Source organism: Dendronalium phyllosphericum CENA369 (genome assembly GCF_016056275.1).
Classification (GTDB): domain Bacteria; phylum Cyanobacteriota; class Cyanobacteriia; order Cyanobacteriales; family Nostocaceae; genus Dendronalium; species Dendronalium phyllosphericum.
In genome coordinates, this window is record NZ_JAECZA010000006.1 from 19310 (window position 1) to 35006 (window position 15697).

The 15697-nt window shown below is 41.5% G+C and carries 11 protein-coding genes, 1 tRNA gene and 1 pseudogene; 11 read left to right on the forward strand and 2 right to left on the reverse strand.

The window, feature by feature from the left end:
- The first annotated feature begins 262 nt into the window (after positions 1–262).
- From I8752_RS02815 to I8752_RS02855, 9 genes and pseudogenes are all read left to right on the forward strand, one after another.
- A complete protein-coding gene (locus I8752_RS02815) occupies positions 263–1747 on the forward strand; it encodes an efflux RND transporter periplasmic adaptor subunit (protein WP_214430817.1) in 1485 nt (494 codons plus the stop codon).
- A 42-nt stretch (positions 1748–1789) separates the two neighbouring features.
- Complete coding sequence (locus tag I8752_RS02820) at positions 1790–4960, forward strand: efflux RND transporter permease subunit (RefSeq protein WP_214430818.1); 3171 nt, start codon at positions 1790–1792, stop codon at positions 4958–4960.
- A 62-nt stretch (positions 4961–5022) separates the two neighbouring features.
- Positions 5023–5094: transfer RNA gene (locus tag I8752_RS02825), tRNA-Gly, on the forward strand.
- Positions 5095–5214: 120 nt separating this feature from the next.
- A complete protein-coding gene (locus I8752_RS02830; protein WP_318780806.1) occupies positions 5215–6969 on the forward strand; it encodes a type I restriction-modification system subunit M in 1755 nt (584 codons plus the stop codon).
- Between the two features lie 2 nt (positions 6970–6971).
- On the forward strand, positions 6972–7550 hold the full coding sequence (locus I8752_RS02835) for a Uma2 family endonuclease (RefSeq protein WP_214430819.1): 579 nt from the start codon (positions 6972–6974) through the stop codon (positions 7548–7550).
- An 843-nt stretch (positions 7551–8393) separates the two neighbouring features.
- A pseudogene (locus I8752_RS37130) lies at positions 8394–8660 on the forward strand (type II toxin-antitoxin system PemK/MazF family toxin); the annotation flags it as partial.
- A 237-nt stretch (positions 8661–8897) separates the two neighbouring features.
- Positions 8898–9113: an AbrB/MazE/SpoVT family DNA-binding domain-containing protein gene (locus I8752_RS02845; RefSeq protein ID WP_214430820.1), complete on the forward strand. Its 216-nt coding sequence runs from the start codon at positions 8898–8900 to the stop codon at positions 9111–9113.
- Entirely contained in the window at positions 9110–9517 is a 408-nt protein-coding gene (locus I8752_RS02850; protein WP_214430821.1) for a type II toxin-antitoxin system VapC family toxin, read from the forward strand. The genes I8752_RS02845 and I8752_RS02850 overlap by 4 nt, the downstream gene beginning before the upstream one ends.
- A gap of 35 nt (positions 9518–9552) precedes the next feature.
- On the forward strand, positions 9553–10791 hold the full coding sequence (locus I8752_RS02855; protein ID WP_214430822.1) for a restriction endonuclease subunit S: 1239 nt from the start codon (positions 9553–9555) through the stop codon (positions 10789–10791).
- A gap of 3 nt (positions 10792–10794) precedes the next feature.
- Here I8752_RS02855 and I8752_RS37135 read toward each other — a convergent pair whose 3' ends face one another.
- Both I8752_RS37135 and I8752_RS02865 read right to left on the reverse strand, forming a co-directional pair.
- Positions 10795–10983: a type II toxin-antitoxin system HicA family toxin gene (locus I8752_RS37135; protein WP_225895403.1), complete on the reverse strand. Its 189-nt coding sequence runs from the start codon at positions 10981–10983 to the stop codon at positions 10795–10797.
- 3 nt (positions 10984–10986) lie between these two features.
- The gene (locus I8752_RS02865; RefSeq protein ID WP_214430823.1) at positions 10987–11229 is read right to left on the reverse strand and encodes a DUF1902 domain-containing protein; all 243 of its coding nucleotides are present in this window, start codon (positions 11227–11229) and stop codon (positions 10987–10989) included.
- A 387-nt stretch (positions 11230–11616) separates the two neighbouring features.
- Between I8752_RS02865 and I8752_RS02870 the strand changes: the two genes are divergently transcribed.
- The gene (locus I8752_RS02870) at positions 11617–14796 is read left to right on the forward strand and encodes a type I restriction endonuclease subunit R (protein ID WP_214430824.1); all 3180 of its coding nucleotides are present in this window, start codon (positions 11617–11619) and stop codon (positions 14794–14796) included.
- Positions 14793–15491, forward strand: coding sequence for a M48 family metallopeptidase (locus I8752_RS02875; protein WP_214430825.1), 699 nt, complete (start codon positions 14793–14795; stop codon positions 15489–15491). Before I8752_RS02870 ends, I8752_RS02875 begins: the two co-directional genes overlap by 4 nt.
- Positions 15492–15697: the final 206 nt, after the last annotated feature.

Here is a 15697-nt window from a genome sequence, read left to right on the forward strand (position 1 = left end):
TCTCCTCAGTGGCAGCGATCGCAATCCATAAAGGTGTGTGACTCAGATAAGAGGGATGAGAAAAATAGCTATTTTTACGTATAAACACTGAATTATTTTTAAGCATAAGAATAAAATAATAATTTTTTTTAAGGTTATTATACTGGGGATTATTTCAGTCCAAATGCTAAAACATGAGTCATATTTAACATGCCTAATAAATTTCAACCTTTTTTAAACACCAATAATGGTATTGCATGATTCGGAAAGTGGAGGTGTAACTGTGGACAACGAAAGTTTTTCAGAGGTCGAGGCGGAAGAACCTGTAATAGCTGAGGAAGATATCTTTGTTAGCAAACCTGATGCTAGACAACCCCGCCCTTGGCTGATGCCGTTGTTTGCAGGTACTGGCTTAGGAATAGCGATCGCCTTAGGCAGTATGGGTATATTAAGTTATCTTCCCGCTCGTCAACAAACAGCTGTAGCTAATAAAACAGCACCAAAAGTTAACCCGGCGATGACTGTCACCATTGCTTCGGTAGAAAAGACTCGTGTGACTCGTACCTTCAATACTACGGGAACCATAGCAGCCCGCGATTTGATTCCGGTTCTGCCTCAAGCAAACGGCTTACAAATTAAAATCATCCCCGAAGATATCAAAGAAGGAACTTTTGTCAAAAAAGGTCAAGTGTTGGCAATACTAGATGATTCCATCCTGCAAGCACAAATTAATCAAGCCAAGGCAGATGTAGAATCAAAGCAAGCAGATGTAGCAGCGAAATTAGCAGACCGAGCATCAAAGTTAGCTATTACGGCATCCAATCAAGCAATAGTCCAACAAAACCAAGCAGATTTAGCTCAAACTCAAGCCAGGTTAGAAGAAGCTCAAAAGAATTTCCAACGCTATCGCAAGCTTGCGAAGGCAGGGGCTATTAGCCAGCAAGAACTCGATACTCGCTTCTATACAGTAAAAACTGCCAGAGAAGTTGTGCGGCTAGCCCAAGAAAATGTTCGGAGTGCGAAAGCAAATGTCGGTAGCGGTCAAGCGAATTCTAATAGTGCGGAAGCTAGTATAAACAAAGCCAAAGCTGATGTCCGCAGTAGTGTGGCGAGGTTACAACAACTACAAGCTCAACTGAGTCAAACCGTAGTCCGCGCCCCGGTTTCAGGAATTGTGGCAGAGAAATTAGCAAGAGTCGGAGATGTAACTGGCGTGCCACCGCAAACTCAGGTAGGAACTATCATTGGTGGGACGCAAAAGCTATTTTCTATTATTCGCGATCGCAGGCTGGAACTTCAAGCCAAGGTTCCCGAAATTCAACTGCCCCAAGTAGAAGTTGGTGCATCCGTGCAAATTACTTCCGATATCGATAACCGCGTGCAGTTGCAGGGACGAGTCAAAGAGATACAACCACTGGTGAACGATAAAAGGCGTGAAGCCACGGTAAAAATTGACTTGCCGCCGACAGATTTGCTCAAACCAGGAATGTTTGCTAGGGCTGCAATTACCGTCAACACCACCCTCGGAATGACAGTACCGCAAAAAGCAGTACAACCCCAACCAGATGGAAGTGCAATTTTATTCGTTTTATCTGGTGAAAACATAGTACGCACCCAAACAGTAGAGGTAGGAGAACCTATCGATGGGGACAGGGTAGAAATTAAAGGTTTGCAGTTAAGCGATGCCTTACGCGTCGTAGTTGACGGTGCTGGCTATCTCAAAGATGGTGACAAAGTTCGAGTTATCAGCCAAAAGGATGAAGTCTAAAATTCATCCTTCATTCTTCATCCTTCATATTTCATACTTCTGATGTCTTTTAACATCTCGGCTTGGTCGATTAAAAAACCTGTTCCCACAATAGTTTTATTTTTAATTTTGACAGTGGTGGGTTGGTTCTCCTTCATATCTTTGGGAATCGATACGAACCCCAATATTGATGTACCCGCAGTTTCAATCACAGTAACTCAACCAGGGGCGGGGCCTGCGGAACTCGAATCCCAAGTGACGAAAAAAATTGAAGATGCTGTCGCTGGCTTAGGCAACATTGATAATATGATTTCCACAGTTAGCGATGGCAGTTCTAAAACAACTATTAACTTTGTTTTAGGGATAAATAGCGATCGCGCCACTAATGATGTGCGAAATGCGATCGCCCAAATTCGCCAAAGCCTACCCCAAGACATCAACGATCCGATTGTGCAACGTCTGGATTTTGCTGGCGGCCCGGTAATTACCTACGCAGTCAAATCCGACCGCCGTTCTGTAGAAGAATTAAGCAATCTTGTAGACCAAACCATCAGCCGTGCCTTGTTAGCAGTCAAGGGAGTGGCACAAATTAAACGGGTGGGTGGAGTTGACAGAGAAATCCGGATTAACCTCGACCCCAATAGGTTACAATCCTTGGGCATTACTGCCACCCAAGTAAACGACCAAATCCGCGCTTTGAATATTAACTTACCTGGGGGACGCGCCGAAGTCGGCGGTAGCGAACAAACTATCCGTACCCTTGGTAGTGCCAGTAGTGTGAATGTTTTGCAAACTTACGAAATCCTCTTGCCAGAGGGTGGTTCTGTACCTTTATCGAGTTTGGGAACCGTTGAAGATAAGTTTGCCGATGTCCGCCAGTCCGCCCGCTTGAACAAGCAGCCTGTGGTAGCCTTCCAAGTGTTGCGTAGCACTGGCAGCGTCATGGTGACAGTGGAAGAAGGAGTAAAAGCAGCAGTCGCCCAACTGCAAAAAACGCTTCCTTCAGATGTGAAACTAGATTTAATTTTTACTAGAGCTGACGTTGTTCGCCAATCTTACGAAAGCACCATTGATGAATTAATTCAAGCCTCAGTCCTGGCAGTCCTCGTTATTTTAGTATTTTTACGCGACTGGCGAGCCACATTAATCACCGCTGTCGCTCTACCCTTATCGATGATTCCCACCTTCGCCGTGCAGCAAGCCTTGGGTTACACCCTCAACAACATGACTTTGCTGGCATTAGCATTGGCAGTAGGTAACTTAGTTGATGATGCCGTTGTGGAAATTGAAAACATGGAACGGCATATGGCAATGGGTAAATCAGCTTGGCAAGCTGCTTTTGAGTCTTCTGACGAAGTGGGATTAGCAGTCATGGCTTCTTCTGCGACGATTATTGCTGTGTTTTTACCCGTTGCTTTTATGGGTGGCGTTCCCGGACAGTTTTTCCAACCATTTGGCGTTACCGTTGCCGTTTCCACGATTTTTTCAACTATGGTGGCGCGGATGATTACACCGATGATGGGTGCATATCTGTTGAAAGAAAAGCAACAAACTAGTGCCAGCCAAGCAAAGATGAGATTGGGGAAGCTGTTTGATGTCAAATCTAACGTTCAACATCCAAAATTTAGCCAGCGCCGCTTTCAGCCCTATAAATTACTGTTACAGTCAGCATTACGCTATAAATTAATTGCAATGGCGATCGCTTTGGCTTTCTTCATTGCTAGTTTGATGCTAATTCCCTTGATTCCCAAGGGTTTTGTTGATGATGGGGATTTTGGTCTTTCTAGTATTTCTATCGAACTACCCCCCGGTTCCACCTTGGAAGATGTCAACAAAGTTGCCAGCCAAACAACAGATTTCATTCTGAAAAATCCAGTAGTTGAAAGCGTACTAGCGACAGAAGAGATAAATTCTGCTACCCTCGCCGTGCAACTCAAACCCAAGGAAGAACGCAACATTTCCCAAAAACAATTCGAGGAACAAGTACGTCCTTTATTTGAAAAAATACCAGGAGCGAGAATCAGTTTTCAAAGTCAAAGTCCGGGGGATAGTCGCAAGGGTTTATCAATAGTCCTGAGAAGTGAAAATCCGCAAGCGTTAAATCAAGTTGCTAATGCCCTAGAAAAGCAAATGCGAGGTGTATCTGGATTAGTGGAAGTTTCTTCTACTGCCAGTTTAGCCAAACCAGAAATAGTAGTGATTCCCAATCCCCAACGGGCGGCAGATTTGGGCGTGACAGTGCAAGCGATCGCCCGTACTGCCTCCCTTGCGACTATCGGCGATAACGATGCAAATTTAGCCAAGTTTAATTTAAGCGATCGGCAAATTCCGATCCGCGTCCAAATCGACCCGCAAGCGCGTGCAGATATCAATAACTTGAAAAATCTCCAAGTTCCCAGTCAAAATGGTAGCTTGGTTCCCCTAGTAGCCGTTGCAGATATTCGCTTTGGCAGCGGCCCTGCAACTATTAATCGCTACGATCGCGCCCGTCAAGTTGCTGTCGAAGCTAACTTGCAAGGTATTTCTTTGGGAGAGGCAGTACAAGCAATTAACAATCTACCTGCATTGCAAAACTTACCGCCAGAGGTAGCACAGCAACCTTCCGGCAGTGCCAAAATTATGCAAGACATTTTCAGTCGCTTTGGCGGCGCACTAGCATTAGCAGTCATGTGCATCTATGCAATTCTCGTCTTGCTGTATAATAATTTCCTGCATCCCTTGTCGATTATGGCGGCATTGCCATTTTGTTTGGGCGGCGCACTCATAGCATTAATGGTTGCCCAAAAACCCTTGGGAATTTATGCTTTAATTGGCATCGTATTGCTGTTGGGGATTGTCACTAAAAACTCGATTCTCTTGGTGGACTATACAATTATCAATATGCAAGAGGGCAAATCCCAGCGTCATGCTTTGATAGAAGCTGGTGTGTCGCGTTTGCGCCCAATTATGATGACTTCTCTGGCAACAATTGCCGGGACTCTGCCTTTAGCGTTGGGAATTGGCGCGGGTTCTGAAGTCCGCCAACCAATGGGAATTGCCATCATGGGTGGTTTTACAACTTCTACGCTGCTGACCTTGGTGGTAGTACCGGTGATATTTACTTATATTGATGACTTGCAAAACTGGATTATGAATACATTGCGTTATGGGTTTGGCAAGAAGCGATCGCGTCACTCTACTAACGAGCATGAAGTCATTAATCTACCTCCTGCTAGCGAAAAATCGGCTTCTTAAATTTGAGATTAATTAAGTAGTGCTATAATATCTGCTAGCTTTGTCTGAGCTGATAGGTATTTGCGGGTGTAATTCAGTGGTAGAATGTCACCTTCCCAAGGTGAACGTCGTGGGTTCGAGTCCCATCGCCCGCTTTTGTTGCTGTATAGTGACAAATTATTGTCCGTATTGCCAAATTGCTGTGCTTTCGCTGCTATTAATTCGGCATCGCTTTTGAGCATTTCCGACCAGCGCATTTTACCTTCTAGTTGAGAGTGCGATCGCTCGAACTTGTAGAATTTGAATTAGAACAAGCGATGCCTAACGGCAAGCCGCCTTGCGTCTACGCCCAAATAAAAGCAGGCCAACCTGTAATACCAGTATGGTTGGATACCATATACGAGCGTATAGCCAGCAATTTGAAAGTGTATTGGAGTGTCTCTCAACAAAAGATATACTGGCAAAGCATTAGTGTCGCAATCTCCGCATCTACTATGGGCAAACTTACACTGCCGCAACTAGAACGTCATCTTTTTTCTGCTGCGGATATTCTGCGCGGCAAGATGGACGCTTCGGAGTTTAAAGAATACATCTTCGGGATGCTTTTTTTAAAACGCGCCTCAGATGTGTTTGAGCAGCAGTACGAGCAGGTTTTGCAGCAGAATCTGCAACGGGGACGGACACCAGAAGAGGCAAAAATCAGGGCAGAAAGCCCTATCAGTTACAAAGAAACTTTTTTTGTACCAGAAAAAGCGCGATGGGCATATATTCGTGATGAGCTACATAAAAACGTAGCTGATGGATTAAATAAGGCTTTGGCAGCACTTGAGGAAAGTAACCAAGCATTGACGGGAGTGCTGGGACATATTGACTTTAACCGTCAAGTTGGTAGAAGTCGGATTCCTGATGTCAAGTTGCGCGAACTGATTAAACACTTCAATAAATATCGTTTGCGAAATGAGGATTTTGTATTTCCTGATTTACTGGGTGCGGCTTACGAGTACCTGATTAAAGAATTTGCAGATTCAGCCGGAAAAAAAGGGGGCGAGTTTTATACGCCGCGTGAGGTGGTGCAGCTGATGGTGCGCCTGTTAAAACCCCAACCTGGGATGTCAGTTTACGATCCCTGTTGTGGTTCTGGGGGAATGTTAATTCAGTCCAAGCAATATGTAGAAGAATGCGGTCGTGATGCCAGAAATTTAGCATTATACGGTCAGGATAATAACGGCGGTGTATGGGCAATTTGCAAAATTAATATGCTGTTGCACGGCATTAGAGATGCAGATATACACAATGACGATACTCTCTTTAATCCTTTGCATATTGCTGATGGTGAACTGATCCGCTTTGACAGAGTAATCAGCAATCCGCCGTTTTCGCAAAACTATAGCCGTGAGGGAATGCAATTCCCTGGACGCTTTACACATGGTTATTGTCCTGAAACGGGTAAAAAAGCAGATTTAATGTTTGCCCAACACATGTTAGCTGTTCTCAAAACTGATGGGATGATGGCGACGGTAATGCCGCATGGGGTATTGTTTCGCGGTGGAGAAGAAAAGAGAATTCGGGAAAGTTTTATTAAAAATGACCAATTAGAAGCGGTGATAGGTTTACCACCCAATTTGTTTTATGGTACAGGTATCCCCGCCTGTATTTTGGTGATGTGTCCACAAGGGGCGAAACCTGTAGAACGCCAGGGAAAAGTTTTGTTTATTAATGCTGATGCTGAATATTATGCAGGTCGCGCTCAAAATTATTTGCGTCCTGAGCATATTGAAAAAATTTCCTGGGTGTTTGAAAATTTTGTGTTTTTACCCGGATATTCGGCAGTAGTAACTAAGGAAGAATTAAAAGACAACGATTACAACTGCAATATCCGCCGCTATGCTGACAATGCACCACCCCCAGAACCGCACGATGTACGGGCGCATTTGTTAGGGGGAATTCCTAAAGTAGAGGTAGAGGCTAAGTCAAATCTATTAGCCGCGCATGGGTTTGATGCAACTAGGATTTTTGTGGAGCGCAATTAATTATGACAGCTTTAACTTTACAATTACCTCCTAATCTGCAATTTACTGATGAGGAATTTGCACAAATTGTAGCTGTGAATAAAGAATTACGGCTAGAGTTAACTGCTGAAGGGGAATTAATTATCATGGCACCTACTGGTGGAGAAACCGGAAACCGTAATTTTGATTTATTAGGTCAAATATGGTTTTGGAGCAATCAAAATAATTTCGGAAAAGCGTTTGATTCTTCTACTGGGTTTAAACTACCAAATGGTGCAACTCGTTCACCTGATGCTTCTTGGGTAAGGATAGAAAGATGGGATGCTCTTACACCAGAACAAAGAAAGAAGTTTCTTCCTTTGTGTCCTGATTTTGCAGTGGAATTAGTTTCTGAAACTGATGATGTGGAAGATACTAAAGCTAAGATGCAGGAATATTTAGCCAATGGTTTAAAACTTGGTTGGTTAATTAATCCTAAAGATAAACAAGTAATAATTTATCGTTCTAATCAAGCACCAGAAGTTTTACAAGCTCCTACAAGTTTATCGGGTGAGGATGTTCTCCCTGGTTTTGTTTTAAATTTACAGCAGATTTTTGCATAGATGACTGATTATCTTAATTTTATTTCTACAATTACTGAACGATCGCAAATTAAAACTTTTATCGAAGCTGATGCTGGCGTACAGCAACAAGAAGGCAAACTTTATAGTGTGTTTGCTGCTTGGTGGCAAGTACACGCGCCTAGTTTGAGTGAGTTGCCTAAAACTAAAAAAGTGATGGAACTCCGCGCTGAGTTTTTGAGTTCTTTTGTTGATAGTTTAAAAGCTGTAGGATTACTTGACCGCTTTAAAGTGGCGGGTGTAGTTGCTAGTTGGTGGAATGAACAGAGGTATGAACTGAGAACTTTATCAGAGTCAGATTTTGGGGGTTTAGTTGATAGTTGGGTAGATACGATTAAAGATGCTTTAGAACAAGATGAGGATGAGAAGAAAAAGCAGGCAAAATTTGACCCTCTAAATCATAAATTGGTGGGGCGGTTGATGCCAGATTATTTACAAGATATTGCTGAGGCTGAGGCGAAAATTGCGGAATTGGAACAGCAAAAAGAAGCTTTTGAGCAGGGTGAGGAAGCTGAGAGTGATGCTGAGGAAGGTGAAGAATCAGAAGCGGTTAATGTTGTCAAGAATTTAGAGACAGACTTAAAGTATATAAAAAATTCGATTAAAGAGCCGAAGAAAGAACTCAAGGTTCTAAAGAAAGCACCTTTATTAAATAAAGATAAAATTGCGGAACTTGAGGTTTTTATTCAAGAAAATGAAGCCAAAATTGCCGAGATAGAAGCGCAATTGGAACCCTATAAGGAAATTGTTAAACAGTTGAAGGAAGCGAAGGCAGAGTTAAAGACTTTAAAGAATGAATTGGTGAAGCGTTTGGAAGCTGCGCGCGTAGTTTTAGCAGTTCCCTGTACGACATATCGCACGACAAAGCGAGTTTTTCCAACTCAGGTGTTAATTCAAGCACCAGATGGAGGTTTAGATAGAGATTCTATTGCTATGGCTGACCAGGTGCGGGTATTATCGAAATTTCGTTTGTTGCGTCTGCGGGGAACTATTTCAGATACAGTAATTGCACAACTCAATAAAGCTTTGTTGATTGCGTTGGATTTACCGGGACAATTTGATGATGAGGACACTCAAGAATTGGGTGGATAAGTATTGCGTAACGTTGCAGGATATTGAGACAGAACGGGATGCAGCAGCGAAGAAGTTAAATGAGTTTTTGCAACGGTTGGGGTATATTTAATACTTGAAGTAGGGTGTGTTATGCCGAAGGCTAACGCACCACTAACAATTTAAGGTGCGTTACGAAGACAGCGATAACGCACCCTACAGTTTAATTTTATTAACTGGGATATGCTTGATATATAGTATTGATAGGATTAATAGCTAATGAAAGTCAAAGTAACAGAACAAGGCGTGGTGATTCCTAAAGAGTTTCTAGAGGGAGTTCAAGAGGTAGAAATTCGCAAGGAAAATAATTTAATTGTAGTAATCACAACTATTAAAAGCGATCCAATTTTTGAGATGGGAATGAACCCTATATCTTGTGGTGTTACTGATGCTTCTGAACAAACTGATGTTTATATTTACGGTTCTGGTGAATGACTAGTGTTTTTTTAGATACGAGTTATATCATTGCCTTAGAAACATCTGATGATATTAATCACGATGTGACATTAAAACATTGGCAAAGTTTTATTCAGAAATTACCTCGATTGGTAACTACATCTTATGTTTTTGATGAGATAGTTACCTTTTTTAATAGTCGAAATCGTCATGCTAAAGCTGTTGAAGTTGGTAATCGCTTGCTAAGTAGCCCATCAGTTCAGTTTATTCATGTTGATGAAGTGCTGTTTTTTGAGGCTTGGCGATTATTCCAGCAGTATGATGATAAGTCTTATTCACTAACTGATTGTGTTTCGTTTGTGGTAATGAAACAGTTGGGAATTTCTACAGCTTTAAGTTTTGACAAGCATTTTGTTCAGGCTGGTTTTGAAAAGCTACCCTGAAAGCTGGTTGAGTGAGTTTTTGCAGGGTGTGGGGTATGCGTGAGGTTTTGGTTAAGAATGAGGAGTTTAAAGATTCGCCTGTTGGGAAGATTCCAAAGGATTGGGAAGTATGTTCCATAGATAATAAACTTCAACAAATTATTGATTATCGAGGTAAAACTCCAGAGAAAACTAATTCCGGGATTCCTCTAATTACTGCAAAAAATGTTCGTGATGGATATTTAGATCCAGAACCGCATGAGTATATTGATGAAAAAAATTATGACATCTGGATGAGACGCGGACTTCCAAAAGCTGAAGATGTTCTGTTTACAACTGAGGCTCCTTTAGGAAATGTTGCCAGAGTTCCCAGTTATAAAATTGCTTTAGCTCAACGTCTTCTTACACTTCGTGCTAATCCTGAAGAACTTGATGATGGTTATTTATTTTGGTTACTAAATTGGTCTGAATCTCGCCGAAGATTAGAACAAAAATCAACAGGTTCAACAGTATTAGGAATTAAACAGTCAGTATTTCGCAAAATTTTCTTTCGATTTCCTCCTTTACCTGAACAATCTCGTATTGCTGAAATTTTGGATGCGGTGGATGAAGCGATCGCACGCACATCTTCCCTTATTATAAAACTTAAGCAAACCAAAGCCGGACTACTGCAAGACTTACTCACACGCGGGTTAGATGACGATGGCAAATTGAGAGATCCACAGGCGCACCCTGAACAGTTCAAAGATTCGGTGCTAGGACTAATTCCGAAGGATTGGGATTTTTGTACTTTTGGAGATAAAGTTACTCTTCAGAGAGGTTTTGATATCACAAGCAAAGAAGTTCGACCTGGTATAGTTCCTATTGTTGCCTCATCAGGTATTACAGGTTATCACGATACATTTATGGTGGAACCACCTGGAGTAATTACTGGACGTAAAGGGAACTTGGGAGAAGCGTTTTATATAGAAAAACCCTATTGGCCTACTGATACAACTCTTTGGGTTAAGGATTTTCATGGGAATAATCCAAAATTTATTTGTATTTTTATTCAATGGATGCGTTTAGAACGCTTAGACTCTGCAACTGCGTGTCCAACTCTAAATAGAAACTTTGTACATCCCCTTTCCGTTGCTTTTCCACAATTAAAAGAACAGGAGCAAATAGTTAAAATTATCGACAACCAAAATACTCGCATCCGCACAGAAGAAGCCCACCTTAACAAGCTCAGACTCCAAAAACAAGGACTAATGCAAGACTTATTAACTGGCAAAGTGCGCGTGAAAAATCTCTAGACATCAACTTTTATTAGTAACCTTATAACTAGCAAGTACCTTGGGTTTACGTTCTAAACTTTTATCTCGGTTTTGAAACTCATCTAACATTGGACTATACCAAATTTCATGGTCTTCCTTGCCTTGTCGCTCAAAATAACAACCAGCTTCAGTAAGTATCTTTTTCAATTCAGGAGTAAAAGACGCACCCATTTATCAAGCCACCTGAATTAACTCTTGTCGATGGCTGATTAACTCAAAAGTAATTGAGCCTACATAGTCAGAGGCTATTATTCCATTTATAACAATAAGTTCGGGAATCATTACTCGAAGCTTTTGCGTGAGAATTTCCATACTAGAAGCTTCTGTTGCTAAACCTGGCACATCTTCGCTAGTTGCAACCCAAACCTCAGCATCTTTATCCCAAAATGCTTGAACTTTAAACGTGATTTGTGTCATTATCAAGCGTTTTGTCGAATTTGCAATGGTAGTTATATTTTACAGCAGCTTTTACTTGGGTAGACCACAGGCGTAGCGGGCATAAGCAGATGTAATAACAAATGAGTACCCCGAAATAGCAAATGAGTACTCCGAAATAGCAAATGCGATCGCCGAAATAACAAATGAGTACTCCGAAATAGCAAATGAGTACTCCGAAATAGCAAATGAGTACTCCGAAATAGCAAATGAGTACGCCGAAATAACAAATGAGTACGCCGAAATAGCAAATGAGTACCCCGAAATAGCAAATGCGCTAATATATGTCGAATTTACTGCTTACCCTTCAAATAGTTGAGCTTGGTGCAAAATATATTAGGTGTGTCCCTTAATGTAAAAACTATCACCATGCCACAAACAACCCCAGAATATATTTATGTAGAAAAACCCATCATTGAACAACTCATCAGCATGGGATGGCAGTACATAGAAGGCAGTTGGGACAACCCCGCAATTACCGAACGCGAAAACTTTAAGCAAGTTCTACTGACACAACGCCTCAAAGCCGCCATCAAACGCATCAACTTAGATGACAACGGCAATCCTTGGCTAGATGATATGCAAGTTCAAGCCGCAGTGAGTCAGCTAGAACGCTTGGGTGCAAACAGATTAATGGAAGCTAACCAAGCCGCCACAGAATTACTACTCAAAGGCACTACAGTTTTAGGACAAGACGGGAAACAGCACACTGTTCATTTTATTGAATTTAATCCTGAAAATATTCACCGCAACAATTTTTTAGCCATCAATCAATACCGAGTAGACCCGCCTTGGGCAACTGGTAATCGGGGGTTTATAGTCCCAGACATGGTACTACTTGTTAACGGCATTCCTTTAGTAGTAATTGAATGTAAAAGTCCCAATCTAGATAACCCGATAACTGAAGCAATTCAAGACTTATTGAAATATTCCAACCAACGGGGTAGCAGTCAACCAGAAGGTGCTGAAAAATTATTCCACTACAATTTGCTGATGATAGCAGCATCGAGAGGACGGGCAACAGCCGGAACCATCGGCGCAAATTATGAACATTATGTTGATTGGAAAGATACCATTCCCAGCCCCCAAGCAGAAATTGCCGCACAATTAGGTGCTTCTGAATTGAATTCTCGTCAAAGCCTCATCGCCGGGATGTTGAAACTAGCTAATCTTATCGACATCCTGCATAATTTCACTTTATTTAAAACTAGCGGCGGACGCACCATTAAAATAGTCCCCCGTTACCAGCAATATCGCGCAGTTTATAAAGCACTGCACCGACTCCAACACAACCAAACCCGCGCCCAACATGGTACAGATGACCAACGCGGTGGCATTATCTGGCATACCCAAGGTTCAGGTAAAAGCCTGACAATGGTTTACTTAATTCGCAAAATTCGCACTATTCCAGAATTACGCCGCTTTAAAATTGTGGTTGTCACTGACCGCAGAGATTTAGAAAAACAACTTGCAGATACCGCCGTCCTCACTGGAGAACCATTACAAAAAGCTAAAAACGTCAAAAAGTTAGAACAATACTTGCAACAACCGGGTGCTGGCTTAGTCTTCGGCATGATTCAAAAGTTTAAAGGCGGCGAAGATTCTGAAGAAGCAGAAATTGAACCAATTCCGAAAAACCTCAATCCTTCGGAAAATATCCTAGTGCTAATTGATGAAGCACACCGTTCTCACGCCAAAACCCTCCACACCAACTTATTAGAAGCCTTACCTAACTGTGTCCGTATTGGCTTTACTGGTACACCCATTGTCAAAGCTGCCAAAAAAACCACGCTGCAAATTTTTGGTTCATTTATTGACGAATACAATATCCGCAAATCTCAAGAAGATAAAGTTACTTTGCCCATTGTCTACGAAGGATTAGAAGCTAGAGGCACTGTAACCCAAGGTGATGACCTCGACCAACTTTTTGAAATTATCTTTGCTGATAAAACACCAGAAGAACGAGCGCTAATTAAAGCTAATTACGCTACTAAAACCCAAGTTGGCGAAGCACGGGAACTAATTAAAGCCAAAGCTAAAAGTATGCTACGTCATTATATTGAGCGCATTTTAGCAGGAGGTTTTAAGGCCCAAGTAGTCGCCTCTACCCGTCTGGCCGCAGTCCGTTACCAAGAAGCATTTGTGGAAGCGCAACGAGAAATAGTACAGCAACTAGAACACCGCGCCCCCATTCTGCAAATTCTTGACCCGGAGGTTTTAGAATCGCGTGATGCCGAAACTCGTTTTTTTGCTCAAGCACTCCCACATCTAGAAACCATCCGCAAGCTAGAATTTGCTACTGTCATCTCTAGTGATAAAGGAGATGACCCTAGCTGGAAAAAGTGGACAGATAAAAGTCAACAAGAAATTAATATAGAGAAATTTAAAAAGCCTTTAAATCAAGATAGTTTAGCGATTCTAATTGTAAAAAATATGCTATTAACGGGTTTTGATGCACCGTTAGAACAAGTTCTATATTTAGACAGGTCACTAAAAGAATATGAATTGCTGCAAGCGATCGCTCGTGTTAACCGAGTCTATAATGATAAGAAAACAGAGGGGTTAGTAGTCGATTATTACGGTGTTGATATCGCTACTGCACTCTCAGTTTACGAGAATGTTGATACAGAATTGGCTTGGTTTGATATTCGTGCAGAATTGCCAAAATTGCGCGACAGGCATCAGCGAGTGATTGCTCTATTCACTGATAACCACTGCACAATTGATGATGTAGATGCTTGTGTAGACTTACTCCAAGATGAACGCCTCAGAGTCGAATTTAATGACTGTTTCCAAGATTTTCTCAACACTCTCGATACAATACTGCCACGTTCAGAAGCACGTCAGCCTTATAATTTTGTTCGAGATGCCAAAAAGCTTGGCTTTATTAAAAAAGCTGTTGCTGACCTCTACAGAGATGAAAAACTTAACATTGTTAGTGCTAAAGAGAAAGTTAGGGCATTAATAGACCAATATATTGAATCGCAAGGGATTGACCCAAAAGTACCACCAATTGATATCATGTCCTTGGATTTTAAAACCCATGTTCAACACCATCGCTCAATTAAAGCACAAGCGGCAGAAATGGAATTCGCTGCTCGTCACCATATCAGCGTAAATTATGAAGAAGACCCAGTTTACTACAAAAATTTAAGTGAAAAACTCACAGAAATTCTGGAATCTTTAGCTGATAACTGGGAAGAAAAAGTTGAGGCGTTGCGGAAGTATATAGAACAAATTCAAACTGGTAAGACTACAGATGAGACTGGATTAGATCCCAAAACTCAAATGCCATTTCTGAATATTTTAGGTGAATATTCACAAAAACAACTCCCCGAAATTGCTCAAGCAACTGTAGAAATTGTTGAACACATCCGCCAAGAAGTACGACGAATAAATTGGGGTAGCCAAATAGTCCAAGAGGATTTAAGAAGATGGATAGCAGGCTACTTAGACGATCGTGATTTAGTCAGTTACAGCCAACTAGAAGAAGTCGCAGATAAATTAGTTCAATTAGCTAGGAGAAATCGTGATAATTTAATGGCATGACAACTATTACCTTTGGCGACCTCAGCTTTGAAATTCGCCACAGTACTAAACGCCGCACCGTAGGTATTACCGTCGAACGTGACGGTCAATTAGTCTTGGCTTCTCCCCCAGAAGTACCCATAGAAACATTAGAAAAAATTGTTAATAATAAACGTTACTGGATTTATAGCAAACTTTTAAAAAAAGAGTCATTTAATGCACCAGTTAACGTTAAGGAATACGTATCAGGTGAAGGTTTCTATTATTTAGGACGTAGTTATCGTCTCAAAATAGTTGATGAGGCTCAAACACAACCATACTTAAGACTATATCAAAGTCGTTTTGAGTTACAGCATAAAGCACAAGCCCAAGGTCGAGAACACTTCATTCAGTGGTATCGAACACATCTTCAGGCAATACTAGAACAACAAATCACTACACTGATTAAACGAGTTACTACTTCACCTCGTTCTATTCAAATACGCGAGTTAGGAAATAGATGGGCTTCTTGCGGATACAAAGGGGATTTGTATTTTCACTGGCGAGTAGCGATGCTACCACAAGCGATGATTGAGTATTTGGCAGTTCATGAATTAGTCCATTTAATTGAACCGCATCACAGCAGTGGATTTTGGGAGAGAGTTGAACGGATTGTGCCGAACTATCAAGAACGTAAACAGTGGTTAGCCCAGAATGGGGCAATTTATAACCTTTAAAAATAGTGAAATGATAGGAGCGATCGCATTTAGACAAAGTTGAAAGAATGTGTCAAACTTCTACAGATTTTTGATAATTTACCATCTCTGTAAATCTCATAAAACACCTCTGGCAATGTCCATCTATCCACAACGCTGGAATTTTAAACCTTGCACCGCAGTTAGGACATTCTGAATTCTTCTAAGCAAAACATAGTTTTCTGGGT

Coding starts and splice junctions, on each gene's coding strand:
- I8752_RS02875 (WP_214430825.1), top strand. CDS start 14,793: ATGACAACTATTACCTTTGGCGACCTCAGCTTTGAAATTCGCCACAGT.
- I8752_RS02865 (WP_214430823.1), bottom strand. CDS start 11,229: ATGACACAAATCACGTTTAAAGTTCAAGCATTTTGGGATAAAGATGCT.
- I8752_RS02870 (WP_214430824.1), top strand. CDS start 11,617: ATGCCACAAACAACCCCAGAATATATTTATGTAGAAAAACCCATCATT.
- I8752_RS02820 (WP_214430818.1), top strand. CDS start 1,790: ATGTCTTTTAACATCTCGGCTTGGTCGATTAAAAAACCTGTTCCCACA.
- I8752_RS02845 (WP_214430820.1), top strand. CDS start 8,898: ATGAAAGTCAAAGTAACAGAACAAGGCGTGGTGATTCCTAAAGAGTTT.
- I8752_RS37135 (WP_225895403.1), bottom strand. CDS start 10,983: ATGGGTGCGTCTTTTACTCCTGAATTGAAAAAGATACTTACTGAAGCT.
- I8752_RS02835 (WP_214430819.1), top strand. CDS start 6,972: ATGACAGCTTTAACTTTACAATTACCTCCTAATCTGCAATTTACTGAT.
- I8752_RS02855 (WP_214430822.1), top strand. CDS start 9,553: ATGCGTGAGGTTTTGGTTAAGAATGAGGAGTTTAAAGATTCGCCTGTT.
- I8752_RS02850 (WP_214430821.1), top strand. CDS start 9,110: ATGACTAGTGTTTTTTTAGATACGAGTTATATCATTGCCTTAGAAACA.